Annotated in this window: 23 protein-coding genes and 6 tRNA genes; 15 read left to right on the top strand and 14 right to left on the bottom strand. The window is 49.9% G+C overall.

Going from position 1 to position 25,639, the window contains the following annotated elements; translation table 11 throughout:
- The first annotated feature begins 10 nt into the window (after positions 1-10).
- Positions 11-529: a flagellin gene (locus ACYQ8U_RS12175; protein WP_459945929.1), complete on the top strand. Its 519-nt coding sequence runs from the start codon at positions 11-13 to the stop codon at positions 527-529.
- A 97-nt stretch (positions 530-626) separates the two neighbouring features.
- On the opposite strand, the gene ACYQ8U_RS12170 is transcribed toward ACYQ8U_RS12175, so the two are convergent.
- The gene (locus tag ACYQ8U_RS12170) at positions 627-809 is read right to left on the bottom strand and encodes a hypothetical protein (protein ID WP_459945814.1); all 183 of its coding nucleotides are present in this window, start codon (positions 807-809) and stop codon (positions 627-629) included.
- 35 nt (positions 810-844) lie between these two features.
- Here ACYQ8U_RS12170 and ACYQ8U_RS12165 point away from each other — a divergent pair, with 35 nt between their 5' ends.
- The 8 genes from ACYQ8U_RS12165 to ACYQ8U_RS12130 all read left to right on the top strand — a co-directional run bounded on the left by ACYQ8U_RS12165 (position 845) and on the right by ACYQ8U_RS12130 (position 6,836).
- On the top strand, positions 845-1,666 hold the full coding sequence (locus tag ACYQ8U_RS12165; protein ID WP_459945813.1) for a flagellin domain-containing protein: 822 nt from the start codon (positions 845-847) through the stop codon (positions 1,664-1,666).
- Positions 1,667-1,821: 155 nt separating this feature from the next.
- Positions 1,822-2,175, top strand: coding sequence for a flagellar protein FlaG (locus tag ACYQ8U_RS12160; protein ID WP_459945812.1), 354 nt, complete (start codon positions 1,822-1,824; stop codon positions 2,173-2,175).
- Between the two features lie 37 nt (positions 2,176-2,212).
- Complete coding sequence (gene fliD / locus ACYQ8U_RS12155) at positions 2,213-3,631, top strand: flagellar filament capping protein FliD (RefSeq protein WP_459945811.1); 1,419 nt, start codon at positions 2,213-2,215, stop codon at positions 3,629-3,631.
- A gap of 2 nt (positions 3,632-3,633) precedes the next feature.
- Complete coding sequence (gene fliS / locus ACYQ8U_RS12150) at positions 3,634-4,101, top strand: flagellar export chaperone FliS (protein WP_459945810.1); 468 nt, start codon at positions 3,634-3,636, stop codon at positions 4,099-4,101.
- Positions 4,102-4,136: 35 nt separating this feature from the next.
- Positions 4,137-4,577, top strand: coding sequence for a hypothetical protein (locus ACYQ8U_RS12145; RefSeq protein ID WP_459945809.1), 441 nt, complete (start codon positions 4,137-4,139; stop codon positions 4,575-4,577).
- Between the two features lie 194 nt (positions 4,578-4,771).
- Positions 4,772-5,458, top strand: coding sequence for a PilZ domain-containing protein (locus tag ACYQ8U_RS12140; RefSeq protein WP_459945808.1), 687 nt, complete (start codon positions 4,772-4,774; stop codon positions 5,456-5,458).
- 51 nt (positions 5,459-5,509) lie between these two features.
- Positions 5,510-6,550, top strand: a complete 1,041-nt coding sequence (locus tag ACYQ8U_RS12135) for a hypothetical protein (protein ID WP_459945807.1) — start codon at positions 5,510-5,512, stop codon at positions 6,548-6,550.
- A gap of 1 nt (position 6,551) precedes the next feature.
- Positions 6,552-6,836, top strand: a complete 285-nt coding sequence (locus ACYQ8U_RS12130) for an EscU/YscU/HrcU family type III secretion system export apparatus switch protein (protein ID WP_459945806.1) — start codon at positions 6,552-6,554, stop codon at positions 6,834-6,836.
- A 178-nt stretch (positions 6,837-7,014) separates the two neighbouring features.
- On the opposite strand, the gene ACYQ8U_RS12125 is transcribed toward ACYQ8U_RS12130, so the two are convergent.
- The 9 genes from ACYQ8U_RS12125 to ACYQ8U_RS12085 all read right to left on the bottom strand — a co-directional run bounded on the left by ACYQ8U_RS12125 (position 7,015) and on the right by ACYQ8U_RS12085 (position 13,569).
- A tRNA-Asp gene (locus ACYQ8U_RS12125) sits at positions 7,015-7,091 on the bottom strand.
- A gap of 40 nt (positions 7,092-7,131) precedes the next feature.
- A tRNA-Val gene (locus tag ACYQ8U_RS12120) sits at positions 7,132-7,207 on the bottom strand.
- Positions 7,208-7,272: 65 nt separating this feature from the next.
- A tRNA-Asp gene (locus ACYQ8U_RS12115) sits at positions 7,273-7,349 on the bottom strand.
- A gap of 40 nt (positions 7,350-7,389) precedes the next feature.
- A tRNA-Val gene (locus tag ACYQ8U_RS12110) sits at positions 7,390-7,465 on the bottom strand.
- A gap of 122 nt (positions 7,466-7,587) precedes the next feature.
- A complete protein-coding gene (lon, locus tag ACYQ8U_RS12105) occupies positions 7,588-9,900 on the bottom strand; it encodes an endopeptidase La (protein WP_459945928.1) in 2,313 nt (770 codons plus the stop codon).
- Between the two features lie 58 nt (positions 9,901-9,958).
- Positions 9,959-11,227, bottom strand: coding sequence for an ATP-dependent Clp protease ATP-binding subunit ClpX (gene clpX, locus ACYQ8U_RS12100; RefSeq protein WP_459945805.1), 1,269 nt, complete (start codon positions 11,225-11,227; stop codon positions 9,959-9,961).
- Positions 11,228-11,231: 4 nt separating this feature from the next.
- Complete coding sequence (clpP, locus tag ACYQ8U_RS12095; protein WP_459945804.1) at positions 11,232-11,831, bottom strand: ATP-dependent Clp endopeptidase proteolytic subunit ClpP; 600 nt, start codon at positions 11,829-11,831, stop codon at positions 11,232-11,234.
- Between the two features lie 150 nt (positions 11,832-11,981).
- Complete coding sequence (gene tig / locus ACYQ8U_RS12090) at positions 11,982-13,310, bottom strand: trigger factor (protein WP_459945803.1); 1,329 nt, start codon at positions 13,308-13,310, stop codon at positions 11,982-11,984.
- A 174-nt stretch (positions 13,311-13,484) separates the two neighbouring features.
- Positions 13,485-13,569 (bottom strand) — tRNA-Leu (locus tag ACYQ8U_RS12085).
- A gap of 386 nt (positions 13,570-13,955) precedes the next feature.
- On the opposite strand from ACYQ8U_RS12085, the gene ACYQ8U_RS12080 reads away from it, so the two are divergent.
- The 4 genes from ACYQ8U_RS12080 to ACYQ8U_RS12065 all read left to right on the top strand — a co-directional run bounded on the left by ACYQ8U_RS12080 (position 13,956) and on the right by ACYQ8U_RS12065 (position 17,119).
- Complete coding sequence (locus ACYQ8U_RS12080) at positions 13,956-14,795, top strand: DsbA family protein (RefSeq protein WP_459945802.1); 840 nt, start codon at positions 13,956-13,958, stop codon at positions 14,793-14,795.
- Positions 14,767-15,759 (top strand): PhoH family protein, encoded by a 993-nt coding sequence (locus ACYQ8U_RS12075; protein ID WP_459945801.1) that lies wholly within the window; start codon positions 14,767-14,769, stop codon positions 15,757-15,759. Before ACYQ8U_RS12080 ends, ACYQ8U_RS12075 begins: the two co-directional genes overlap by 29 nt.
- Before the next feature lie 9 nt (positions 15,760-15,768).
- Entirely contained in the window at positions 15,769-16,965 is a 1,197-nt protein-coding gene (locus ACYQ8U_RS12070; protein ID WP_459945800.1) for a pyridoxine 5'-phosphate synthase, read from the top strand.
- Between the two features lie 66 nt (positions 16,966-17,031).
- Positions 17,032-17,119: transfer RNA gene (locus tag ACYQ8U_RS12065), tRNA-Leu, on the top strand.
- A gap of 81 nt (positions 17,120-17,200) precedes the next feature.
- On the opposite strand, the gene ACYQ8U_RS12060 is transcribed toward ACYQ8U_RS12065, so the two are convergent.
- Both ACYQ8U_RS12060 and ppdK read right to left on the bottom strand, forming a co-directional pair.
- Positions 17,201-17,482 carry a putative peptidoglycan-binding domain-containing protein gene (locus ACYQ8U_RS12060; RefSeq protein ID WP_459945799.1) on the bottom strand — a complete coding sequence of 94 codons (282 nt, stop codon included), beginning with the start codon at positions 17,480-17,482 and terminating at the stop codon, positions 17,201-17,203.
- A 488-nt stretch (positions 17,483-17,970) separates the two neighbouring features.
- Positions 17,971-20,700, bottom strand: coding sequence for a pyruvate, phosphate dikinase (gene ppdK, locus ACYQ8U_RS12055; RefSeq protein ID WP_459945798.1), 2,730 nt, complete (start codon positions 20,698-20,700; stop codon positions 17,971-17,973).
- A gap of 964 nt (positions 20,701-21,664) precedes the next feature.
- Here ppdK and ACYQ8U_RS12050 point away from each other — a divergent pair.
- Positions 21,665-22,555 carry a hypothetical protein gene (locus ACYQ8U_RS12050; protein WP_459945797.1) on the top strand — a complete coding sequence of 297 codons (891 nt, stop codon included), beginning with the start codon at positions 21,665-21,667 and terminating at the stop codon, positions 22,553-22,555.
- A gap of 171 nt (positions 22,556-22,726) precedes the next feature.
- Complete coding sequence (locus ACYQ8U_RS12045) at positions 22,727-23,326, top strand: YceI family protein (protein WP_459945796.1); 600 nt, start codon at positions 22,727-22,729, stop codon at positions 23,324-23,326.
- Between the two features lie 457 nt (positions 23,327-23,783).
- Here the strand turns inward: ACYQ8U_RS12045 and ACYQ8U_RS12040 are convergent, their stop codons facing one another.
- Both ACYQ8U_RS12040 and ACYQ8U_RS12035 read right to left on the bottom strand, forming a co-directional pair.
- Positions 23,784-24,764 carry a PA2778 family cysteine peptidase gene (locus tag ACYQ8U_RS12040; RefSeq protein ID WP_459945795.1) on the bottom strand — a complete coding sequence of 327 codons (981 nt, stop codon included), beginning with the start codon at positions 24,762-24,764 and terminating at the stop codon, positions 23,784-23,786.
- The gene (locus tag ACYQ8U_RS12035) at positions 24,765-25,148 is read right to left on the bottom strand and encodes a PA2779 family protein (protein WP_459945794.1); all 384 of its coding nucleotides are present in this window, start codon (positions 25,146-25,148) and stop codon (positions 24,765-24,767) included. It abuts the gene before it with no gap.
- Positions 25,149-25,639: the final 491 nt, after the last annotated feature.

Here is a 25,639-nt window from a genome sequence, read left to right as displayed (position 1 = left end):
TGCTGTAACCATGCAGGTCGCAGGCAATGAAACAGATCCGCCAGTTCCGGTAACCTTAACAAGTGGTGACTCCACCGCGAACAACTCTACCGTCGTTGGCGGCGAGATCAATTTCTACAGTAATGGTTCCTTTAATGTAACAAGCGATGCTGCCGACACTGCCGGATCGATTTTCAACACCGCGGCTGATACCGCAAACGGCAGCGAATTGCAATCCATCGATGATATGGACATCAGCACGGTCTTGGGCGCATCCAACGCCATCAGGTCCATTGATGGGGCTCTTGGCCAGATAAATCGCATACGTGGCGATCTTGGCGCCCTGCAGAATCGATTTGAGTCAACCATCTCCAATCTCAATAACGTGTCGGAAAATCTTTCCGCCGCCCGTTCACGGATATTGGATGCCGACATTGCGCAAGAGACTTCGGCTATGACCAAGGGTAATATCCTGCAGCAGGCTGGTGTCTCCATTCTTGCCCAGGCAAATACTACCCCCCAACTGGCCTTGCAGCTTCTCCAGGGATAAAATATTGATATTAATCAAACAAAAAAGCCGGCTGTTGACGCCGGCTTTTTTGTTTTCACAATAAACGCACTCTTTATAATTTTTTCTAAACTTGTTTTTACCACCTGTCGATAGGTTGTTCAGGGAAAAAGAATGTGACAAGACCGATTTTTTCTAAAGATTTTCCCAACAGATCCGAGAAGAAAATATAAGAATAATTTTTACCAAAAGGAGCAAACGAGAAGAGCTGAAAAGCAGTATATTTTAATGTAATGCGCAGTACCCGGGCAAGGATGCCCACCTGTACCCCATACACCATATTCAAGGAGGAATATCATGGGAATGTCTATAAACACAAACGTAATGTCTCTCAACGCCCAACGTAACCTGGGCACGTCTCAATCGGCGCTGGCTAAATCCATGCAGCGTCTGTCATCGGGCCTGAGAATCAATTCAGCCAAGGATGACGCAGCCGGACTGGCCATTTCCGACCGTATGACCTCGCAGATCCGCGGTCTGAATCAGGCAGCCCGAAATGCCAATGATGGTATCTCTCTGGCGCAAACGGCCGAAGGTGCCCTGCAGGAAAGCACCAATATCCTGCAACGTATGCGTGAACTGGCTGTTCAGTCTGCCAATGGTACTAACTCTGATGCTGATCGGGACTCACTTCAGGCTGAGGTTACTCAGCTGATCAAAGAATTGGATCGTATTGCAACAGACACCAAATTCAACGGAATAACCCTGCTTGGTGGCTTGCCTGCTGCGACTTTCCAGGTTGGTGCTGATGAAGGGCAGGTCATCACTTTCTCTATTGCCGCTGCAGATGCAGCTACTCTGGGTGTCGCTGCCACTAATACTGACATCAGCACTATCGGTGGTGCCCAGACCGCGATCACTGCTGTTGACGGCGCAATTGTTAAGATAGATGCTATCCGTGGTGACCTCGGCGCAGTTCAGAACCGTTTTGAATATACCATTGCCAACCTGCAGAACGTCTCCGAAAACCTGTCCGCTGCCCGTAGCCGGATTCTCGATGCCGACATCGCTCAGGAAACCTCGGCGATGACCAAGAATAACATCCTCCAGCAGGCCGGTGTATCCATTCTTGCCCAGGCTAATCAGATTCCTCAGCTGGCCCTGTCCCTGCTTGTATAATTTACCTTCTCCATTCTAACATAAGGGCCGACTTCGGTCGGCCCCAATTTGTCTGAGTATTTTCCATTTAACCCCGAGAAAAGGGATAAGTACCTCAACGAAATTCTTTCATAAAAAACAACCAAGAGATTTCTAAGGTACTAAAGGAGACAGCCATGAGTGTCGATACAATCAGTAGTCCTGGAGGAATGACGCAACATCCGTTGAAGGCTGCTGAGATCATACATTCCGCACGTAAAAGAAAAGATTCGATGAGCGCAGAACCACAGAGTGCGGATGAAAATTCCACAATGCAACCGGAAGAGTTGCTCGATCAGATCAAATCACTCTCCCAGGACGGACTCTACAGTGTTCGCTTTGAAATAAATGATGAGATGTCTGGAATAGTGGTAAAAATATTTGACAACGAAACCCAGGAAGTTATTCGACAGCTGCCGTCGGAAGAATTGCTGAACTTTAAGGCATCCTTTGCCGAACTTATCGGCAACGTGGTCAATATCAAGGTATAATTTTTCAGGTTTCTCGCTTCAGAACCAGGGGAAGGATATGTCTATTACATTCAGCGGTCTGGCTACCGGGCTGGACACCGACTCGATTATCAAAGATCTCATGGCACTTGAGCGTGCCCCTCTTGAAAGAGTTGTGGCAAAAAAAACTGCCGCGACCAAACGGTTGGAGGCCTTTGCGCAATTCAAGTCAAGGCTTGATGGTCTGAAAACCGCTGTCAGTGCGATGACGCTCACCAGCCAGGTTCAATCAACCAAGGTATCCCTTAGTTCCGAAGAGGCTTTTACTGCCAGCACCAGCAGCGGTGGTGTTGGCAGTTATAATGTATCGGTAACCCAGCTCAGCCAGGTGCAAAAAAATATTACCTCCGGTTTTTCCTCGAACAATGCGGCCATACTTGGGACAGGAACAATCACCGTCAATGGTACGGACATACCTGTCACGGCCGATAACAATTCACTTCTCGGTCTTGCGAAAAGCATCAACGCCTTGTCTGATTGCACCGGCGTGCAGGTATCAATTATCAATGATGGCTCAGCTACACATCCCTACCATCTGGTATTTACCGGACAGGATGCCAAAACCAGTTTTGATATCACCAGCACTCTGGGGGGTGCAATCCCTGGAGACCTCGGTTTTACCACCACCCAGGTCCAGGCAGCCCAACAGGCTGTGGCAATAATTGATGGTATCACCGTGGTCAGTGACACCAATACCATAACCGATGCCATAAGTGGCGTAACCCTCAATCTCAACAGTGTCAATGCGACCATTTCCGACGATCCTCCTGTGTATGAAACAACGAGAATGGATATTCAGGCAGACACCGGTGCCCTGAAAGAAAAGGTTACCGCTTTTGTCACTGCCTATAATGAGATAATGGAATGGATTCTCTCCGGCTATAAAGAATTCGGCAGCTCAACTCGACCATCTGATAGTGCGGAAGATGCAGACAACCAAGAAGAACTGCTGGGCACGATACTAAGGGGCGACCCGACCATCAACAGTATGAAACGGCAACTGCAAGGGGTGCTCACCAATGCCATACATAACAGTGGCAGTTTCCATATCCTCTCGGAGATTGGTATTACCTCTAATCTCAATGGCACTCTGGCCCAGGACAATACAAAGCTCGACGCTGCCCTGAAAAACAACTTTGATGATATGGTCCACCTCCTGTCCGGGGATGATGCAACCGAGGGCGTAATGAAAGGTTTCAATGCCTTGCTCCTTAACATCACGAGTGGCACGAATGGCATGTACGCCGTTAAAAAAACTGCCTATGACAGTTCAGTAAAACGGTTCGATTCCCAGATTGCACAGATGGAACTGAGAATGACCAAAAGAGAACAGATTTTAAGAAGTCAATTCAACGCTATGGAGCAGTTGGTCAGCAGCCTGAATGCCCAGGGGAATTTTCTGACCCAGCACATAGACGCCTTAAACAGGGATAAATAAGTATGAACCCTTATAGCAATCCTTATATGAACCAGTATCAGCAGAATCAGGTGATGACTGCGTCTCAGGAGCAGATCCTGATTATGCTCTATGATGGGGCGATCAGATTCTGCCGGCAGGCCATTGCTGCCGATGAAGCCGGTAATATGGCGGAAAAACTTGGCAGGATCGCCAAGGTGTATGCAATCATCACCGAATTCTCCAACTCACTCAACCATGAAATAGGTGGTGCAATAGCCGCAGATCTTGATGGACTCTATCACTTTATGCTCCGGGAATTAACCAAAGCCAGAAAAGAGCCAAGTGGAGAGTATTTACGCAGTGTAGAAAAACTGCTCGTCGATCTGCGTCTGACCTGGGGGGAGGCTGTGGAGATAAATAAAAAGGAGCTCGGACTGCTCGTCCAGCAGCACCAGGCCGATGAACGGGAGCCTCAAATGCCGACCAGAAGACTGTCGGCGGCTGGTTAATGCGCAGTCAATCCCCTTATACGTGGTGACAGACCATGGCCCATAGTAGAGAAAACGAGACTTCGGCAGCAAAATGTCATCTATTGCTGCGGCAATCGATCGAAATGTATCAGAAAATCGAGACGCTCTATCAATCCATCCAGGAGGAGCTGGCGAATACCTCGGTGGCCAGGGTGCAGGCAAACATGGAAACCTTGAATACCCTGCTGCTCGATGTGCAAAAAATTGACACGCTTATCGGCGAAAGGGTGCACGGTGCACCATCTTTTCCAGAGGCAACGGAAAAGTTATTTGCGGCAAGAGCCGATGTGTTGCACAGGGTCCATCAGGCCAATAAACGTCTGACAGACAGAGCAGAAAATGCCAAGGCCTTGCTGCGGCATGAAATTACCACCATGGCGATAAATCGCCAGGCGATGAAAGGGTATAAACCGGTCGAGACGGAAAGGACAAGCATTGTGCGAAGCTTTTTCTAAGAGCCTGTCCGAGAATAGGCATACAGCAGGATGGGAAAAAGATTCGCAGAGATTTCAAAGAATTTCAAATTCATATGATGTATTCTTGCCGCTGGTTCCGTTTAATGCTAAAATATCCATACTCTTCAGACAAAAGATGTATGTTGGACATACGTCATGAAATTTGCTTTTGATTTTTCATCCACAGGAACCACATGACCACGAACACCGACATTCTGCAGACCATACCTCAAGGCAAGCCGGTCCGAATTTTCCTGCCGCTGCTGAACCGACCGGACAGCGTCCGCACCCAGGGGTTGTACCAGAAAATAGAGCTGCCGAAATTTTCTCTTTTGTTCAAGCTGGGCATGCTGCCTGTTGATGAAGTAGACAGCGCGAAACCATGTATTATCAGCATTGACATGGGTGGGCCGACCATCTCGCTTGAGGCGATGATTGTCAAGGTCGCCAATCGGCAGACCCTGGAGATGGTTGCCCGAAAATCGATCAGCCATGAGCAGATGCGCGAATTTTTCCGGGTCGATGCGGTGACCAGCGTCATATCCAAATCTTTTCATACCGAGCTTTTCAGCACCAATGAACCGTGGTCGACCGAGGGACAGACGTTGGATATCAGCGGCAGCGGTATCCTGGCCATCTTTGACGAACAACCCAAACCGGATCGACCGGTACGGCTGGAGATAACCATCCCGTCACTTGAGCCGGAGATGATCAAGGTTCTTGCTCACCAGGTCCGGGGCCAGCAGTTGCAGGACGGCCGCTTTGAGGTGGCCTATCATTTTGATGATATCACCATCGAGGACCGCGATAAAATCATCGGCTGTTGTCTGATCATTCAACGCAGGATGCTGCGCCTGAAAATCCAGGTGGACGAAAATTGATGTCGATAGCGGCACGTATCACTACGGTTTCAACCGCTTGAACAGAGGCCTATGGATACCATTACCCCGCTTACCTCCATATGGTCGCTCGGCTCGTCGACAGCGCAGAACCGAGGCCACGGCCAGGAACAGCAGACGCCCGGTCAGGGACAATTCCTCAAAGCCCTGGTCCTTGAAAGCAAGGGCAACAATCGTTTTGTGCTCGATATCGGCGGCACCCGGCAACCGGTGACCTCCGAGGCGGCGCTGTCCCCCGGCCAGACCCTGCGGCTGCAGGTGATAGGGACCGAGCCGCAGATCGAACTGAAAATCGTCGCCAACCCGATGAACCAGCTGCAGGGCCGTTCCCTGACTCTTCTCGGCAAAACTATCGATCTGGCCGGCCTGTTTCAGGCATTGCAGCAGCAGAGCCCCCCGCCGCTGGAAATGATTTCTCCGGCCAGTCGTTCTCTTCTGGAGAATTTTTACTCCCTGCAGCAAAACGGCATAGCCGGCAAAGACGGTGGCGGTATTCTCAAGCAGCTCGTCGATAATCTTGGCCTGAACCTGGAACAGTTGCTGGCACGCGGCGATAAAAACAGCGCTGTCCTGACCCTGAAGGCCGCCCTGCTGGATATCGCCCACAACTTCACCACTGCCGGCAACATTGCCGACACAACCAACAAAATCCTCACCACTCTTGAGCTTTTTCAACTGGCCCAGCTGCAGGTCGGGAGTGACACGCAACTCATCTTTCCACTGCCTCTGCCCTTTATCGAACAGGGCTATCTGATCATTGAGCAAAGTGACAAGGATTCCGACAACAATGGAGCGAACCCGGAAAGTCGTTTTTCCCTGCATCTGACCATCTCTGACCTTGGTCATCTGCAAATCGATTTTCTGCGCAATCCGCAAGGACTGTTCATCCGTTTTCGCGCCGGCGATCAGGAAAAAGCCAATTTCATCGAAGCCAATAGCGGCGCTCTGAAAAAGGCCATCAGTGATGTTCCGCTGATCAGCCTTGCCTTCTCCGCTGATGCCCCCGACCCAATCCATGATCTGGTCCGGCATCTTGTACCGCCAGGCAATTCGATGCTCGACACCAGGGTCTGATATGACTGAACGAAAGCCGGCCGACAGGGCCATTGCCATTCTCTACAATGAAAACGAATCAGTCGCACCAAAGGTTGTTGCCAGCGGCCAAGGGATCATTGCCGAAAAGATCATCGCCACCGCCAGAGAGGCCGGCGTACAAATCCAGGAGGATGCCAATCTGGTGGAGCTTTTGTCAAAGGTGCCGTTAGGTCAGGAAATTCCCACCGAGCTGTACCAGACCGTTGCCGAAGTTCTTGCCTTTGTCTATCAGATAAATGAAAAATTTAAGAATAAGATGGGGTAGTGCACAGCGGATTGTATTCCAGAATATAACGTATAACGCGAACAAAGGAGTCGATTTTATCGATTGTTCTGATTCCCGTACAAGGCATGGGAATCAGTCGCCAGCCAAGCTCAGATCAAAAAACAAAAAAAGAGGGTTGTTGACACGTTGTGTCAACAACCCTCTTTTTTTCATATGCTGGCGGAGCGGACGGGACTCGAACCCGCGACCTCCGGCGTGACAGGCCGGCATTCTAACCAGCTGAACTACCGCTCCACACTGCTTTTTACTTTTTGTATGTTTAGATGCGTGTTTATGGTGGGCGACACAGGGCTTGAACCTGTGACCCTCGGCTTGTAAGGCCGATGCTCTCCCAGCTGAGCTAGTCGCCCCCGCGCAAAGAGTCCTGCTAACTATAAAGGGAATCGATGGTGAGTCGATTCCCTGTTAAATGGTTTGGCGGAGCGGACGGGACTCGAACCCGCGACCTCCGGCGTGACAGGCCGGCATTCTAACCAGCTGAACTACCGCTCCAAAACCGATGCTGACGTGGTGTTGTGTCTCTGTTTGGCTGTGGTGGGCGACACAGGGCTTGAACCTGTGACCCTCGGCTTGTAAGGCCGATGCTCTCCCAGCTGAGCTAGTCGCCCCCGTCTCAACCAATCGTGAAGGAGTATTTACCAACTTCACCCTACTACGTCAAGAAAAAACATCAGTAACGGGTAATATCGTCCCTCATATAACTTTTATCTTATATTTCAAAAAGATAGTCTCATCGAAAGAGACTTTTCCCTTCCGGCATGACCAGCGCATGCTGGAGTACCTCATCCATATGTTCCACCACGTCAATTGTCAGCGATTTCCTTATCTTAACCGGAACATCGTTGAGATCGCGTTCGTTGGGTTTGGGAATGAGCACATGGGTAATATTGCCTCGTTTGGCGGCTAGAAGTTTCTCGGTCAGGCCACCAATCGGCAGTATCCGGCCTCTCAGGGTTATCTCACCGGTCATCGCCATATAATGCTTTACCGGCGCCTTGATAAGCGCGGAAACCAGGGTGGTGGCAATGGTGATCCCCGCCGATGGCCCATCCTTGGGGATAGCACCTTCGGGAACATGGATATGGATATCGAGTTTCTGGTAAAAATCTTTGTCCAGGCCAAGCACTTTTGCCCGGGAGCGCACATAGCTTAAGGCTGCCTGTGCCGACTCCTGCATGACGTCGCCGAGTTTGCCGGTAATGATCAGCTTGCCGGCGCCGGGCATCAGGGTGGCCTCGATCTGCAACAGCTCGCCGCCGACCTCGGTCCAGGCCAGGCCGGTCGTTAGACCTATCTCATCGTTTTCCTCGGCCAGGCCATATCGATACTTCGGCGTGCCCAGGTACTTCAATACCGACTGGACACTGAGGTGGTATCTTTTTCGTTTGTCGTTTTTCTTCAACCGTTCCCTGGCAATCTTGCGACACAGAGAAGCAATAATCCTTTCAAGATTTCGTACCCCTGCCTCCCGGGTATAGCGACGAATAATTTCCAGAATAGCCCCGTCGGTCAGCTGGATGTACCCGGGTTTAAAGCCGTTTTGCTCAAGCTGCTTGGGAATCAGAAAGCCGACAGCGATTTTCAGTTTATCTTCTTCGGTATAGCCGCTGATCTGGATGATCTCCATTCTGTCCTGGAGAGGCACCGGGATGCCGTGCAGATTATTGGCCGTGGTGATGAAAAAGACCTCGGACAGGTCGTAATCGATATCGAGATAATGATCGTTGAAGGCGACATTTTGTTCAGGATCGAGCACCTCGAGCAGGGCGGAAGACGGATCGCCCCGGAAATCCATGGACATTTTATCCACTTCATCGAGACAAAATACCGGATTGGCCACACCCACTTTTTGCATGGACTGGATAATCTTGCCGGGCATGGCGCCTATATAGGTCCGTCGATGACCGCGAATTTCCGCCTCATCGCGCACACCGCCCAGGGACAGGCGGGCAAATTTCCGGCCCATGGCCCGGGCTATCGATTTACAGATCGAGGTTTTGCCGACTCCGGGAGGGCCGACCAGACAGAGGATCGGTCCCTTGATTTTTTTCACCTGGGACTGCACGGCCAGGTATTCAAGAATCCGTTCCTTGGTTTTGGCCAGGCCGTAATGATCTTCATCGAGAATCTTTTCCGCCTTGGTAATATCGATCTTGGAGGAATCTTTTTTGTCCCACGGCAGGCTGACGATACAATCGATGTAATTGCGCACCACGGTAGTTTCCGCCGACATGGGCGGCATGCTGCGCAGTTTCTTGAACTCCTTGAGGGCCTTGTCTTTGGCCAGAGCGGGCATTTTCTTCTTCTTGATCGTCTCTTCGAGTTCCCCCATCTCGTCGAGCCCATCCTCGTTCTGCCCTATTTCATTCTGGATCTCCCGAACCTTCTCGCCAAGGTAGTAATCGCGCTGGGTTTTGCCCATGCGCATCTTTACCTTGGCATTGATTTTTTTCTCCAGCTCGGCCATTTCAATCTCACGATCGAGAATTTCCAGGACCCTGGCCATGCGGGCGGTGAGAGGTTCGAGTTCGAGAATCTCCTGTTTTTCTTCACTCTTCAGCGGCAGATGGGCACAGATGACATTCAATAATTTGAGGGGATTGTCGATGGCCTGAACCGAATTGAGGATTTCTTTGGCAATTTTTTTATTATTTATGGAATATTGCTCAAAATATTTACGCAGCTCTCTCTCAAAGGCGGTTAACTCGGCGGTCGGTTCAGTAACATCGAGCCGTTCTTCCACTTCCGCGAGTAGGAAATTGGGATTTGGCACATAAGAAATAATCTTCGCCCTGGTTTTTCCCTCGACGAGAGCTTTTATGGTCCCATCGGGAAGTCGCAGCAACTGCATGACCGACGCGAGCGTGCCGCAGGTATAAAGATCCTTGCCGGCCGGATCGTCAACCGTCGATTTCTGTTGCGTCACCAGCAGGATATCGGTCTTCTTTTCCATGGCATCTTCAAGTGCCTGAATGGATTTCTTTCTGCCGACGACCAGGGGGGCAACCATATGTGGGAAGATGACAATATCTCGAAGTGGCATCAGAGGGTAAAGTTTCGTCACAAAATCTCCTTTCGAATGTGCTTAGTATGTTGCTCGATCAAGCTGTTTTCAGATTTTCGTCGGCGCTGTTATGGTACAGGATAACCGGATAATCCCCCTGGGTGATTACCTGCTCACTGATGACGCATTCCTGCACCCCTTTGATCGAGGGCAGGTCATACATCACATCGAGCATGGCTTCTTCCATAACCGAACGAAGCCCGCGGGCACCCGATTTTCGTTTCAGTGCCTTGGCGGCTATGGCTTTGAGTGCACCTTCCGTAAACCTCAGAGTGATGCCGTCGAACTCAAAAAGCTTCTGATACTGTTTGGTCAGAGCATTTCTCGGTTCCTTCAGGATGCGGATGAGGTCTTCCTCTACCAGTTCTTCCATGGTGGCAATAACCGGCAGACGGCCAACCATCTCCGGAATAAGTCCGAATTTCAGCAGATCTTCCGGTTGGACCATGCGCAGCAGTTCGCCTATTTTCTTCTTCTCGTCGCCGGTCACCTTGGCGCCAAAGCCGATGGATTTTGCCCCCTGACGTCTGCTGACCACTGCATCCAGGCCGACAAAGGCCCCGCCGCAGATAAAGAGAATATTCGTCGTATCGATCTGCACCAGTTCCTGCTGCGGATGCTTTCTGCCGCCCTTGGGCGGGATCGACGCCATGGTTCCTTCGATAATTTTCAAAAGCGCCTGCTGCACCCCTTCGCCGCTGACATCTCGGGTCAGCGACGGGCTGTCCGATTTCCGGGCAATCTTATCGATCTCATCTATATAGATGATACCCCGCTGGGCCTTTTCCACGTCATAATCTGCCGCCTGCAGGAGGTTGACCAAAATATTTTCAACATCTTCCCCGACATAACCGGCCTCAGTGAGGGTTGTCGCATCGGCCATGCAGAAGGGAACATTCAAAATCCGCGCCAGGGTCTGGGCGACCAGGGTCTTGCCGGAACCGGTGGGACCGACCAGGATAATATTCGATTTCTGCAGTTCTACGACATCTTCCCCCACCGGCGCGTCGATACGCTTATAGTGGTTGTGTACGGCAACGGAAAGTACTTTTTTGGCATAATCCTGCCCGATGACATATTCGTCGAGATGGGCTTTAATCTCTTTCGGTTTCAAGGAAACCTGCTTTTGTTCTTCCGCTTCGGCCAGCTCGGCACTGTCCTTGTCGTGGACAATTTCATTGCACAGCTCAATACATTCGTCACAGATAAACACATCCGGTCCGGCGATGAGCTTGCCTACTTCATCCTGATCCTTGCCGCAAAACGAACAGACACACTCAGGCCCTTTGTTATTCAGATCATCCATGCTTTCAACCCTCAGCTCGTTCTTCCCGATTAGTAAGTACCTTGTCGATGATACCATATTCCTGGGCTTCACTTGCGCTCATAAAATAGTCACGCTCGGTGTCGGCGGTGATTTTTTCAAGAGGACGTTTGGTGTGATGGGCCAGGAGGCGGTTCAGTTCATCCTTCATGCGCAGTATTTCCCTGGCCTGAATGTCGATATCCGTCGCCTGCCCCTGGAAGCCGCCCATCGGCTGATGGATCATAATTCTGGCGTTCGGCAGGGAATATCTCTTCCCGTCGGTACCTGCCGCCAGGAGAAAGGAACCCATGGAGGCCGCCTGTCCCATACAGAGTGTGGCAATATCACATTTGACATACTGCATGGTGTCATAGATCGACATGCCGGCCGTTACCGACCCACCAGGGGAATTAATATAAAAGGTGATGTCTTTTTCAGGATCCTCCGCCTCAAGAAAGAGCAGCTGGGCCACAATAACATTGGCCACATCATCATTCACCCCGGAACCGAGGAAGATAATACGTTCTTTTAATAGACGTGAGTAAATATCATACGCTCGTTCCCCTCGGGGACTTTGCTCCACTACCATCGGCACCAGATTCATGTGTCACACTCCTTAAAACGGTTCGACTGCAAGAGGGCCGTGAGCCCTATGCAGTCGTCATTGTATGCAAGCTGTCAAAACATATCCGGCAGGGCTCCCCACCGGATATGCTCAATATAATTCCTTTCCCGCCGTGCGCAACCCGCCCTTTCAGCTTGTTGCGGTAACGTTTTCTTCGGCATCCTGCTCTGCTTTGACGGCTTCGACAAACACCGCCTTTTCCCGAAGAAAAGCGAGGATTTTCTCGTTGAGCAATTCATTCATCAACGGCAGGAGATCATCTCGATTCTGAAAGAATTCTTTCACCTTGGCGACCGGCATATTGTACATGTCACCAATGCGCTTCAGCCCTCTTTCCATATCTTCTTCTTCAACCTTGATATTTTCAATCTCGGCAATTTTCTTTAAAATAAAATCCCCACGGACCCTCTTGCCGGCCATTTCCGCATTTTGTTCAGCAAGTTTTTCTCTTGACAGTCCAGCCGCTTCAAGACTCATGCCGCCCTGCTCAAACTGCTTCTCGGTCTGCTTTATCATCTGTTCGATTTCAAAAGCTACCAACCGTTTTGGCACCTCAAAATCGTGGGCTTCGAGCAATTTCTGCATGATTTTATCGGTGATCGCACCCTCGGCCCGTTCTTCACGCTGCTTGGTAAGGCGCTCCTTGATCGACGCCTTCAGGTCATCCAGCGTCTTGAATTCCTCGCCGGCATCTTTGGCAAATTCGTCGTCAAGATCGGCAAGCACCCGCTCTTTGATATCCTTGACGGTAATGCGGAATTCTATTTTTTTGCCTTTGATGATCGGATTAGGATGGTTTTCCGGGAAATCGACCTCCTGTAGCCCTTTTTCATCCTTATTCATGCCGATTAATTTTTCTTCAAATTCCACGCCCATGTTACCGGAACCTACTTCAACCGAGTAGTTTTCGTTTTTAACCTGAGGCATGGGCTCACCTTCGTGGAATCCCTGAAAATCGACGATGACCACATCGCCTTTCTGGATTGGTCTATCGCTTACCGAGCGAAGAGCGGCCATATTTTTCTGCATCTCGGCCAGCTCGAGGGCGATCTCCTCGTCGGTGACAAGGACCTCCTCTTTTTCCACTTCCAGACCCGTATAGCCGGACAATTCAAACTCCGGCCGCACGTCGACTTCGGCGATATAGGTGAACGAGCCGTCTTCGTTGTATTTTACATCTTTAATATCCGGATGGACAATGGGATCGATCCCCTGTTTCTCAATGGCATCAAAATAGGTATCCTGCACCAGCTTCTCACCGGTCTCTGCTTCAACCTGCGCCTTGTAGTATTTCACAATAACTGAACGCGGTACCTTGCCACGACGAAAGCCCTTCATTTTCGTTTCTTTTTTCAGCTTGTCGTATGCCTCGTTCAGCCTGGGCTGCACGATGTCTTCAGGGAGCGTTATCGTTATTTTTCTTGTGAGAGCATTGATCTCTTCAACATTTACATCCATTGAGTTCCATCCTTTCATTGTAAAATTATCATAAACACCCGAACCCACGATTGTTCCCGCCGAACAGAGCCTCTTGACGGGGTTGTTTCGGAGGAATGCCGGCACATCGACATCGAGTTTCAGTGGATTATTACTGCAACAGGTGAGGTGTACAGCATCATTGATCAATCAATTTGGTGCGAGAGGGGGGAGTCGAACCCCCACACCGTAAGGCGCCAGATCCTAAGTCTGGTGCGTCTACCAGTTCCGCCACCCTCGCAGCCTATTTTTTTCCGAATCCAACTACACATAAAGGAATTCATCGAAACCTGCAGGAACCACCTGCCGCCTCGATTCATTTACACCCACCAAATCGGTAATAGTTAATTCACTTCAACATTGCCGTCAAGACTGTACTTGATATTGTTGTAGTTAGAACAAAAAAAGTTGTTATAAATACCATTTTGCCCATAGCGTTACCAGTTATTTTTATGATTTTGGCTATTTTTGCGATAAATTCCATGGAAAATAGACCGTTGATTCGATCATCTTGCTTAAAAGCCGGAGAGTTGCTATTGTTGCGATATCAACACACTCCACACACTTAACTAATAAATCTATGGCGAGGTATCTATGCATTACCCCAAATTATATGCAGGTTGTCTGTTGTCACTGACGGTAGCTTTTGGGACCAACGCCCTGGCTGTACCCGATTCAGGCCAGGCCGGCAAGATAGATTGGAAACTGCAGCAAAACTGGCCGACAGCCGTAAAGACTTTGGATATGGTGCACTCGCTGGATGGGAAATTGGTCTATATCCTCAGTGACAAACAGACCGTCGAGATTTTTAACAACCAGGGACAGCTTCAGGGGTCCATTCCGGTCGAAGAAGGAGTGAGCGCCATCGACATCGCCCCGCAGGGCGAAATGCTCTACCTTATCAATAACCAAACGCAAACCTTCAGCGCGGTCAGCGTCTCTTTCGTCGTTGATGTCGATATTACCGGATCGCCCTTTAGAGGACCGGCCGACGCCCCGGTCACCATCGCTCTCTTTACCGATTTCGAATGCCCTTATTGCAGTAAAATCGTGCCGCTTATCGAACAGGTACTCGAAAAAAACCCGCAAACAGTAAAATTAGTTTTCAAAAACATGCCGCTCAATTTTCACCAGATGGCCCTGCCTGCTGCCAAAGCTGCACTCGCCGCCCATGAACAAGGAAAATTCTGGGAATTTCATGACCGGCTTTTTGCCGAGAAAAAACTCAGCCAGGAGGGTATTGACAAGATAGCGCAGGACCTCAACCTGGATATCGAGCGCTTTAAAAAGGACATGCTGTCACCGAAAATCCAGGCACAGGTCAACAAAGATCTGCAGGATGCCCAGAAAGCAGGGGTTACCGGCACGCCAACCCCCTTTATTAACGGTCGTCAGGTGAAACAGCGCAGTCTCCAAGGCTTCCAGGCGATAATTGACGATGAGTTGCAAAAGCGGGGTAAAAAATAGCCGCTGTATGCAAACCAACTTCATCCATCAGGAACTTAGTTTTACTGATAACAGGCACGCGCAGGCACTGTATGGCGATCTTAATAAACACCTGCAGGCCCTTGAAAAAAGCACCGGTGTCACCATCAGCGCCCGGGGAACAAGCCTGCGCATCAGCGGTCCAGCCCATGATGTCGAGCTGATTGCCACGCTGCTCAATCAGCTCTACGAACTCATCGGCCGAGGATACCCGGTGTACAGCACAGACTTTGCCTTTGGCCTCCGGGTGCTGCAATCAACCCCCAAAGCCAGACTGGACCGGATTTTTCTCGACAAGGTCTATGTGACCACGCAAAACCGGGTCGTCTCCCCGAAAACCAATAACCAGAAAAACTATATCGACGCTATCCGCGGCAATGATATCGTTTTTGGTATCGGCCCAGCCGGCACCGGCAAGACCTACCTCGCCGTGGCCATGGCTGTTTCCGCCCTTACCAGCGGGCAGGTGCGCTCGATCATCCTCGCCCGGCCGGCGGTGGAAGCCGGTGAAAAACTCGGTTTTCTCCCCGGGGATCTGGCGCAGAAGGTAAATCCATACCTGCGCCCCCTGCACGATGCCCTGAACGATCTGCTCGGCCCCGACAAGGCTATGGATCTGATCGAGCAGGATATTATTGAAATCGCCCCGTTAGCCTTCATGCGCGGACGTACCCTGAGTAACGCCTTTATTATCCTCGATGAGGCGCAGAACACTACCAGGGAGCAGATGAAAATGTTTTTGACCAGGATCGGCTTTGATTCCAGAGCGGTGATAACCGGGGACACGACCCAGGTTGATCTGCCGGTGAAAACCCATTCCGGCCTGGTGCAGGCGAGAAAAATATTGTCCAACATCGAAGGCATCAAGTTCTGCTCGTTTTCCAAGGCCGATGTCGTCCGTCACCATCTCGTGCAGGAAATCATCAACGCCTATGAAAAGCAGTAAGGGGTCACCATGGCAACAGATCTGACCATACAACCCCAGGCTGCCGGATTTCCACTTAACCGCCAAAAAATAAAACGACTGACCAACTGGCTGCTCGGCCAATGCGGCGTTCAGGACTACACCGTCAGCCTGCTCCTGACCGACGATGAGGAGATTAGCCGACTGAACGACCAATACAGAAAAAAAAATCAACCGACCAACGTGCTCTCTTTTCCCTTCGCCGAGGGAGCCGATGCATCCCTCGCCGCCCTGCCCTTCAAGGAACTTGGTGACATTGTCATCTCGGTGGAAACCGCCCTGCGTGAATCCATCGATTACAAACAGAGCCTGCATGAACGCCTCAGCTGGCTCATCATCCATGGCATGCTCCATCTGCTCGGCTATGATCATGAGCGGTCCGAGATGGACGAAAAGGAAATGTTTGACAAGGAAAACGAGCTATTGCGCACGCTTCATACCCACAGGAGAAGAGGAATGACCACACTTGCTATTAATGTCGACCACGTGGCAACCATCAGGCAGGCCAGAGGGATTACCGAACCGGATCCGGTCTTTGCCGCGGCCATCTGCGAGCTTGCCGGGGCTTCGGGGATCGTCGTCCACCTGCGCGAGGACCGCCGCCACATGCAGGACCGCGATATCTATCTGTTACGGCAGACCATCAAAACCAAGCTCAATCTGGAAATGGGCGCCAACAAGGATATTATCAAGATTGCCCTCGATATCAAACCCGACCTGATTACCTTGGTTCCGGAAAAACGCCAGGAACTGACCACCGAAGGCGGCCTTGACATCCTGGCCGAGAAGAAAAAAATCGCTAAAGTGATCGAAAAAATGACAGCGGCGTCCATCCCGGTTTCGCTCTTTACCGATCCCGATGCGAAACAGCTGGCCGCCGCCCGGGATGTCGGGGCTACTTTTGTCGAACTGCATACCGGAAGATACTGTGATGTGATTGGTGAAGAAAACCGCGAGCACGAATTCCAGCTTCTGGTCGAGGCCGCCGAGGCCGCAGCACAAATGGGCTTGCGGGTCTGTGCCGGACATGGCCTTAACTATCAGAACACCGCACCCATTGCCGCCCTCGAGACCATTGAGGAATTGTCCATCGGCCACGCCATCATTGCCAGAGCAGTTTTCACCGGACTTGAACAGGCGGTGAAGGAGATGCTGGCTATTATCAGGCAGGCCGACTGTACAATGTAATGGCGTCACCATCATGCTGTTCAAGATTGACAAGGCTTATGCCGGTATGGTAAAAGTAATCCACTTGCCTGGATGGTGGAATTGGTAGACACCCGAGACTTAAAATCTCGTGGGCCTTGCGCCCGTGCGAGTTCGATTCTCGCTCTAGGCACCAACAAAATCAATGGGTTACAAGGAATTTCAAGTTTTCTTGTAACCCATTTTTTAGTTTAACTTTAACATTATTTAACACATTTCACACCCGAGTAAACCATCCTCTAAAATACTTGTGGTTAGGATTTGCCTTATAATAAATGTACTGCTCCCCATTGCAGCAATTCAGGAGGATCTCTTCGTTCAGTTTCGGAGTTCCCGGTTGTATGGTCAGATATCGCCTGATGGTATCAATAGTCTTCGGCCCGAGCAGTCCATCCACTTCCAGAGTATACCGATACCCTGACGCGATATTATGCGCCGTCTGGAGGAATTTGATCGCCAGGTGGACGCCGAACGTGCAGCTCGATTTCGTATCAGCCAAATGTATCTTTAGCGTCTTAATTAGACGCATATTCTCAGCCTGTAAGTTTTATTTTGTCCATTAGAAATGGATACAGTTTTGAAAAGTATCCTACCTGAAACCGGTTTTATCCTCGACTGCCTGTTAAAACCAGAAGGCCTCTAGATCTCTAACCAGGACATTGCATCAAAATCTTCATGCATACACTGTTCTTCGGCAATCCTTGCGGCTTCTCTGACTTGTTCTTTTAATGTCGCCACTGTATTTTCCATGTTTTTCTTGTTGAGGATGGCTTTGCTATAATGCAAGGGAAATAGTGATTATCAAGACAAATGTTCCAGATTATAATCTTGGTCTGTACACTCCCTGTGGATCGCAGGCAAAGCAGGCAGGATTTGATCGATAGGAGAGAGAGGTGCCTTGGCAAAATCGACTTTCTGGGACATTTTTAAAAGAGAAGAGTCAAACAAAGACCCTTCTCTTTTACCACTTCGCTCCTCAACAGGCAGTCAATTCTTGGCAACAATTGCAGCTCTTGCCGCAGCCAATCTGGCCAAGGGCACACGGAAAGGAGAACAGGAAACGTAATTCAGGCCAAGGTTGTGACAGAGCGCGATAGATTTTGCCTCGCCGCCATGTTCCCCACAGATACCCAGCTTAATATCCGGGTTGGTCGCTCGTCCCTTCTCCGCAGCAATCCGCATCAATTCGCCTACACCATCGGGATCGATGGTTTCAAATGGATTGTCAGGCAGGATACCATGAACCATATATTCAATCAGGAATCCGGACTCGGCATCATCTCTTGAAATACCAAAGGTGGTCTGGGTCAGATCATTGGTTCCAAATGAGAAGAACTCGGCGTACTCGGCCAGCTTATCTGCGGTCAGTGCCGCCCGTGGTATCTCAATCATGGTACCAAATTTATAGGTTATCTCAACCCCCATTTCTTCCATTACCTTCCTGGCCTCCGTTTCAAGCGACTCACGCTGGATTTTCAGCTCGTTGACATGGCTCGTGAGGGGGATCATGATTTCCGGCCGCACATCACCACCCTCTTTGGTCACCAGACAGGCCGCCTCAAAAATCGCCCTCACCTGCATTTTTGGTAATTCCGGGAAATGAATGCCAAGTCTCACCCCGCGTAATCCAAGCATAGGGTTGTCTTCCCGCAGGACTTCAACTCGGCTCAGTACTTTTTCTTTGCTCCGCACCTGCTTGAGCAGATCATCAATGGTATCAAGGTTTGGAGCATGTTGCAGCTGGATCTTCAGGTCTGACAACTCTCTGACCAGGGAGACTTGATCAGGGAGAAATTCATGCAGCGGTGGGTCGATGAGCCTGATCACCACCGGCAGACCATCCATCACCCTGAACAGACCCGCAAAATCTTCACGCTGGTACGGCAGCAGAGATTTAATAGCCTCACTTCGCTGGACGTCCATTTCAGCTAGGATCATCTTCTGCACGAAGGGGAGTCTTTCACTCTCCATAAACATATGTTCGGTTCTGCAGAGACCAATTCCCTCGGCGCCATATTCCCTGGCACGGGATGCATCCACGGGATAGTCAGAATTGGCCCAGACCCCAAGGGTTCGGAACTCATCGGCCCAGGCAAGAAGCTTAAGCAGCCATTCATCTTTAATATCAGGATCTATGGTCGCGATCTCACCAAGAAATATTTTCCCGGTTGTGCCATCAACAGACATACATTCACCTTCTTTTATCACCATGTCTCCAACAGTGATCTGTCTCCTGGTCAGGTCGATATCCATATCTTCCACCCCGACCACGGCAGGAGTACCGAACTGGCGGGCAACCAGGGCAGCATGGCTGGTCCGACCTCCCCTGCTGGTTACAATTCCCTGGGCGGCGAGCATTCCGTGTACATCTTCCGGCCTCGTCTCCGGGCGAACCATGATGACTTTTTTGCCATCTTCCTTGCCCCATACTTCAGCAAGATCCGCGTCGAGCGCAACCACTCCAACCGCAGCACCTGGAGAAACATTGAGTCCTGCGGCCAGCAGCTTGTTATCCTGGATTGCCGCCTTTATTGACTGGGGGTCAAATTGAGGATGAAAGAAAAAATCCAGCAGTTCGGGGGTAACCCTCATGAGCGCTTCTTCTTTGGAGATAAGCCCTTCCTCTGCCATGTCCACAGCTATTCTCACCGCAGCCTGAGAGGTCCTTTTGCCGTCTCTGGTCTGCAGCATCCACAGTTTGCCCTTTTCGATAGTAAACTCAACATCCTGCATTTCCCGATAATGGTTTTCAAGCAACATCGCCACCCGCTCAAACTCCGCGTGTACCTCAGGCATCTCTTTTTTGAGTTCGGACAGGTCCTTGGTCTTCCGAATACCGGCAACCACATCCTCCCCTTGGGCATTGGTCAGGTAATCCCCCTCAATTCTCCGTTCCCCGGTCGTGCCACTTCTGGTAAGGGCAACACCTGTCCCACTATCGTCTCCGAGATTTCCATAGACCATGGTGACAATAGTGACTGCGGTACCTAAGTCGTGGGCGATCCCTGCAGCATTTCGGTAATCGATGGCACGCTTACCATTCCAGCTCATAAACACCGCCTCAGTTGCCATCTGCAACTGGGCATAGGGTTCCGTTGGAAAGTGATGGTGGGTATGAAACCTGAAGACGTTCTTGAACTCCTCGGTAACCGCCATCCAGTGCTCGCCGGTAAGTTCCGTGTCTGTCTTAACCCTTGCTTGTTTACGGGTTCTGGTGATAACCTCTTCAAATTTTTCGTCCGGAATATGCATCACCACGCTGCCAAACATCTGAATCAGTCTGCGATACAGATCGTAGGCCACCCTGGAGTCTCCCGTACTCTCAATCAGTCCTGCAACTGTTTCATCATTCATGCCGATATTCAGGACCGTATCCATCATCCCAGGCATGGAAAACTTTGCCCCCGAACGGCAGGAAAGCAAAAGAGGATTTTTCGGATCGCCAAAGGTCTTTCCCGTTGCCGCCTCAATTTCGTTCAGCGAAGCAGTCAGCTGTTCCCATAATCCATCCGGCAGCTGCTCCCCAAGAGATAAGTATTCGTTACAGGCCTCCGTGGTAATGATAAAACCATCTGGCACCGGCACCCCGATACGCACCATCTCGGCAAGATTAGCCCCTTTGCCACCCAGCAGGCCCCGAACATCATCCCAGGAACCACCGACATACTCTTCAATTTGATCCAGCTCGGTAAACCGATATACCCATTTTTTACTCATCTAAGCATCTCCTTGAATCAAAGTATTCAATATGACTAATTGCTTTCGACAATAATAATCATGTACACATTACACAAAGTTGCAGCAAAGTGGAATACTCCAGTTCACTTTTATTGACTCAACACGTCATAGTATAGCGTTTTGTCGGGATATTTTTAATTCTCGAAAGGTCGAAAACACCTGTTTGTGACGATTGGTTGTTTGAAACACCTTCCTGATTTCATTTACAGTAGTTATGCTTCGCCAGTAGTTATATAGCTGTTCTGCCGTTTTCCTTTGTTAATCGTGGAGTATAGGATCTTTGTTTGCTTCCCAGAACTTTAAGCGGCATGCGAAAATATTGGCTTCAGAAATGTTGTTTTGTTATTATGGTCTGCGCTTATGGTTTTTGAGATATTTTATAAATGAACGATTGGGATTGACCAGTTTCCAGAAAGGGGATTTAATACCGTTGCATTGTGTCTTCCAGATGAAATCCGGATTTGAAAGAGCTGATTTCAAGATACCTGACAATGTGTGCTGAGGTTTTTGTCCCACCGGCGTCTGGAGGCCAATAAAAAGGCGGCAATTGAAGAGGTAGGCGAGGAAAGGTACAGGATGTGAATCGCCTATCTTGCAGGGGTTTCTTTTGCATTCCAGGACGGTTCATTGCGGATTTTTCCAGATTTTTCAGACCGTGGCCACCAAACATGGCCGTAAAGGCCCATCCTCCATGTCACCGACCTGATAATATCTTTATACTAAAGATGCCTGACTTAGGAGCGGTTTGTTTTCTCTCATAATTGAAGGGTGCTCTTTTTCTAACCGCTGCATGTGAACGGAAAAAACGGCAAGACTGATCCATCGAGGAAAGAGTGGAGTCTTTCAGTGTTTTATAATGACCCAATGTAGCGGGAAGCAAGATCAAAACAAATCCAACCCTATCAGATTATTACACATTTCTAACTAAACGAACAGGAAAAAAATGACACATTATCTTCAAGCTTTTAAACCGCATGAAAATGATCCACTCACACAGCTAGTGGCAGGAGACGAGAGCCTTCTTGCAAATAGTGGCAATAATACCACTATAAAGTCAAAAGAGAAGGTGGTTTCTTTCACTGATGTCTGCAAAATCATTTTTGGTGGTGGATTGTTGTTTCAGACCTTGACACCACATGAGATGAATATGCATTCGTTAGGTGAGCGGTTAACGCATTTTGCAACACGCCCTTTTCCTGCTCCGTCCTTAATAGAGTTTATGGCTGTTACGAAAGAACTGCTTGCAGGGCATGAGCTCAAATCTAGTGAATATACCAATCGGTTTTATCAAAATCGCGGTCTAGCGCCCGCAGCTTTTCGTGTGCTTCAGCGGTATGGTGATGACGTTATTCTCTCAAATGAGCGCACGCATTTTGTGGGCGACGTTATGCTTCTCGGAACATTTTTTGAGATGGCAAAAACCTTTAATCGATTTAGGGTCAGACCTGCTTTTAACGTAGATTTTGTCGGCGAGTTGTCTCTGGCGCGACGCACTATAGAAGCAGAGGCGAACGTAACTTCTGTTTTTCACGAGAATTATCGACCCGTTGTGTTGACCATGCCATATTTTGATGGGAACCATTGGTCTCAGCCGGCTCCTGTATTGTTGCAACCTGGAGATGTCGTGTGGAACACAAACGCCGAAGCCATTTATCTTTTGAACGAGTTTACAATCTCTAATCCTAAAGCAGAATATAAAAGTGCTGTGCCAAATCGTACTTTTATTAAGACAACTAGGAATAGCTGCAGCGCAACCACGCTGATAGGCTATGGTAGAAACATGAACAATATTTTGCGTTGCGGTTTGCGAGCTGTTCTTTTTGGATCCAAGTAGCGTTTTCACTATGATTGGAAATTACTCGATAACCTTAACCAGTGCACAACGAATAAGGTTAAATTGTGTGAGGAACGAACCACAATCTGAACCGTTTGTTGGACAAGCCCGGTTGTAATGAGACTTCCCTTTTATTGCCGTAATTGTCAAACTTTACACTTGGAGGCACATATGAACAAGAAAATGCTGTTTCCCCTCGTTGTCGCCGTTCTCGTTGGATTCTTCGGCTCCCCCCAGCATGCCGAAGCCCGTTCCTGGAAAATTGACAAGGAACATACAAACTTCTATTTCAGTGTCGATCACATCTATGCCAAGGTTCGCGGTCATTTTACCGATTTTACCGGTACGGTCTTTTTCGATCCCGATAATCTCAAAGACAGTAAAATTTCTTTTGAGATCAAGGTGAAGTCCGTTGACACCGGCATCGGCAAACGCGACAAGCATTTGCTGTCCGACGATTTTCTCGATGCATCCAAGTATCCATTGATAACGTTTATCAGCACCAGCATTACCAAAGCAGAGGGGAACACCTACAACATCAACGGCACGTTGACCATAAAAGGCGTTTCCTCTAACCTGATTCTTCCTCTCACCTATAGCGGCAAGAAGGATCACCCCTTGTCTCCAGGAATGGAAGTGCTAGGCTTCAACGGCCACTTGATTCTTGACCGACTGGCCTATACCGTCGGGGACGGGAAATATTACACCATGGGCGCGGTTGGCAAGGACGTTGATATTCTTGTGACGATCGAGGCGCTGCGGAAGAAATAGGACTGCCTTTTGTCATAAGCGTTCGGCTGCTTGCGGATTCCTGAGGTCCTGCCAACGTGACCTCGGTATCGACTTGGGCACCAGACCCGAAGGGGAATCTGCTCATTGAGGTGCCGGCACCCCGTTGACCACAAACCGCCCAGTGCTGAAAAAAGCCTTGGGCATCTTTTTTGTCTCTGTTGCAACACGCGTTTAGGGTGCCGTGGCAAGTGAGAAGCCGGGATGCACTTTTCACTCCGCTGCACCACGTGAAAACCAGTGGGCTCAATTGTTAATATTGCCAGTAGCTTATCACAGCCTCATAGGCCGATCCTCGATCCGCAAAAAACTTTGGTGGTGAGAAATGCGGACTAGCTCCTTTTTTAGTACTTTATGACTTTTATGACTGCTTTGACGGTAAGGGTGGTGAAGATGACGGCCGGGTTGTCTCCCGCTTGCTGTTGCCGCTAAAAATCAATTATCTGACGGTTTCACTGCAGTCAGCGCTGATGCCGCCTGCAGCCTCGAGCCGTGCGCTGATTTCTTCACGGGTTTTCGACAGGAATGCAGTCAGACCTGACTGCCCGTTGTTTAGGCAGAGAAAGGTATCGAGCAGCTCTATGGCCTGTTGGTAACAGTGTAGTGCGGCCAATGATTCAGCCAGGTTGTTGGCGGCTTCAGCGTGTGCCGGGTTGCGCTTGAGCAGACAGCTGTAGAAGGTCGCGGCGGTGGGGTAGTGGTGCTGTGCAAACATCGTATTGGCCAGGCCGAAAATAGCCAGATCGCTGTGAGGATGCCGGTAAAGCACCGTTTTGTAGCATTGCTCAGCGAGCTGTAGATTGCCTGTTGCCTCCACTCTGGCCACTGCTTCGAGATATCTGCTGATATCATGGTCAGTAGGAAGTTCATCCGATTTCAGGGCAATGACCCCCCAGCTTCCGGCCTTTTCCCAGGTTGTCAGAAAATCATCTCTATCCATCAGTAGCCGCTCGGTGGTGCCGGAACGAAGAACGACCTGACCATCACTAAGCACGCCGATAACAACCGCATAATGGTAGGTCGGAAGTATCTTCAGGCCAAGATTCTGCAGCACCAGAACAGTCCGGCCAGCTTTCAGTTCGGCGGTAATGGCATCCATCTCCGGTCTGATCTCATAGGGGATTCTGTCATGGCGCCGGATGGAGCCGATAATCCCAAGCTGCAGAGTGCCCTGGCGTTTTGGAATATAGAGATCAGGAGAAAGCAAGTCCGGCAGGGTCACCACATCTGAACTGCCCAGCAGTGCGGCCAGGGCTGCCGGGCCGCACTGATATTCTTCCTGAGGGAAAAAAGGGGTATCTGTCAGCTCAATGTCGGCGGCTGGAGCTTTTCCCGTGCCGGCCTGCCGATGGAAGCTGCATCCGGAAAAAATGCAGGCAACGCAGATTGCAGCTATCAGCAGGTACCTGGCAGAACACATTCAGATCTTCGTGAATATGTTGGTTACACCAACCAGCTCAAGGATCAGGAGTACCAGAAAGACGATTCCTATTACCGCAAGGGCACTTCCACCTGCCGGTAAATCCTGCATATGTCCCTGCAGCTGCTGCAGCTCTTCGGCTGTAAGCGTTGCCAACCGGTTCTCTGCCGCTGCCGGGTCTACTCCCAGACGGACCAGTTCTGCACGCACGTCATCGCGGGCAATCATGACCCGAAGCTGGCTGCGGGTAGCATCTGCAGAGGAAGATTCAATGAGCGCCTGGGTCGAAATGAGAGCCGCTCGTGAGGCAGGGACCAGGCCTGAGACAAGGAAAAACTGTAAAACTGTGAAGAGTATGATACATTTTCGGATGTGCAGCGTCATTGGTGATCTCCGCTATGGGGTTCTTATGGTAGAGTGATCGTTTCGAAGGTCGTCGATGGTTTCGATGATTCTCGGGTCCGATTGCCTCAACAGAATGGCAATTGCGAAACCGCTAACACGTACCGTGTTACAAACGTATTTGTACACTTGGCGGAAAGATGTGACAACCTCTTTTCATCTTTTTGCCATCTATGTTGTTACACCCTAATAGACTATACTTATTCTTGCAAACGCATGTCGTCAACAGGTCCCAGCATGTGACCTACTTGGCCTGAAGCTGGCAATACGTGATGGGAGCGAATGGGGTAGATGCTTCTTCCAACCCTGACCAGTTCTTTCCGGATCAACTCGTGCAAATGGTTTCCACAGTTTAGTTAGCGTGGCCCATGCGATAACATGGCAAAATTGATCATAGTTTGCCAATCGATTTGCCATTCTGTTTTATGGTCCAGGTGGGAAGAAAAAGTCACAGCAATAAAGGGAGTAGGGTC

This window comes from Desulfocastanea catecholica, assembly GCF_054657295.1.
This window is presented reverse-complemented; position numbering and strand designations above follow the sequence as displayed.

What these genes read in the sequence shown, in the direction of transcription:
- clpP (WP_459945804.1), bottom strand. Translation starts at nt 11,831, where the DNA reads ATGAATCTGGTGCCGATGGTAGTGGAGCAAAGTCCCCGAGGGGAACGA.
- fliD (WP_459945811.1), top strand. Translation starts at nt 2,213, where the DNA reads ATGTCTATTACATTCAGCGGTCTGGCTACCGGGCTGGACACCGACTCG.
- ACYQ8U_RS12135 (WP_459945807.1), top strand. Translation starts at nt 5,510, where the DNA reads ATGGATACCATTACCCCGCTTACCTCCATATGGTCGCTCGGCTCGTCG.
- ACYQ8U_RS12145 (WP_459945809.1), top strand. Translation starts at nt 4,137, where the DNA reads ATGGCCCATAGTAGAGAAAACGAGACTTCGGCAGCAAAATGTCATCTA.
- clpX (WP_459945805.1), bottom strand. Translation starts at nt 11,227, where the DNA reads ATGGATGATCTGAATAACAAAGGGCCTGAGTGTGTCTGTTCGTTTTGC.
- ACYQ8U_RS12075 (WP_459945801.1), top strand. Translation starts at nt 14,767, where the DNA reads ATGAGTTGCAAAAGCGGGGTAAAAAATAGCCGCTGTATGCAAACCAAC.
- ACYQ8U_RS12045 (WP_459945796.1), top strand. Translation starts at nt 22,727, where the DNA reads ATGAACAAGAAAATGCTGTTTCCCCTCGTTGTCGCCGTTCTCGTTGGA.
- ACYQ8U_RS12130 (WP_459945806.1), top strand. Translation starts at nt 6,552, where the DNA reads ATGACTGAACGAAAGCCGGCCGACAGGGCCATTGCCATTCTCTACAAT.
- tig (WP_459945803.1), bottom strand. Translation starts at nt 13,310, where the DNA reads ATGGATGTAAATGTTGAAGAGATCAATGCTCTCACAAGAAAAATAACG.
- lon (WP_459945928.1), bottom strand. Translation starts at nt 9,900, where the DNA reads ATGCCACTTCGAGATATTGTCATCTTCCCACATATGGTTGCCCCCCTG.
- ACYQ8U_RS12050 (WP_459945797.1), top strand. Translation starts at nt 21,665, where the DNA reads ATGACACATTATCTTCAAGCTTTTAAACCGCATGAAAATGATCCACTC.
- ACYQ8U_RS12040 (WP_459945795.1), bottom strand. Translation starts at nt 24,764, where the DNA reads ATGTGTTCTGCCAGGTACCTGCTGATAGCTGCAATCTGCGTTGCCTGC.
- ACYQ8U_RS12175 (WP_459945929.1), top strand. Translation starts at nt 11, where the DNA reads ATGCAGGTCGCAGGCAATGAAACAGATCCGCCAGTTCCGGTAACCTTA.
- ppdK (WP_459945798.1), bottom strand. Translation starts at nt 20,700, where the DNA reads ATGAGTAAAAAATGGGTATATCGGTTTACCGAGCTGGATCAAATTGAA.
- ACYQ8U_RS12160 (WP_459945812.1), top strand. Translation starts at nt 1,822, where the DNA reads ATGAGTGTCGATACAATCAGTAGTCCTGGAGGAATGACGCAACATCCG.
- ACYQ8U_RS12070 (WP_459945800.1), top strand. Translation starts at nt 15,769, where the DNA reads ATGGCAACAGATCTGACCATACAACCCCAGGCTGCCGGATTTCCACTT.
- ACYQ8U_RS12165 (WP_459945813.1), top strand. Translation starts at nt 845, where the DNA reads ATGGGAATGTCTATAAACACAAACGTAATGTCTCTCAACGCCCAACGT.
- fliS (WP_459945810.1), top strand. Translation starts at nt 3,634, where the DNA reads ATGAACCCTTATAGCAATCCTTATATGAACCAGTATCAGCAGAATCAG.
- ACYQ8U_RS12035 (WP_459945794.1), bottom strand. Translation starts at nt 25,148, where the DNA reads ATGACGCTGCACATCCGAAAATGTATCATACTCTTCACAGTTTTACAG.
- ACYQ8U_RS12140 (WP_459945808.1), top strand. Translation starts at nt 4,772, where the DNA reads ATGACCACGAACACCGACATTCTGCAGACCATACCTCAAGGCAAGCCG.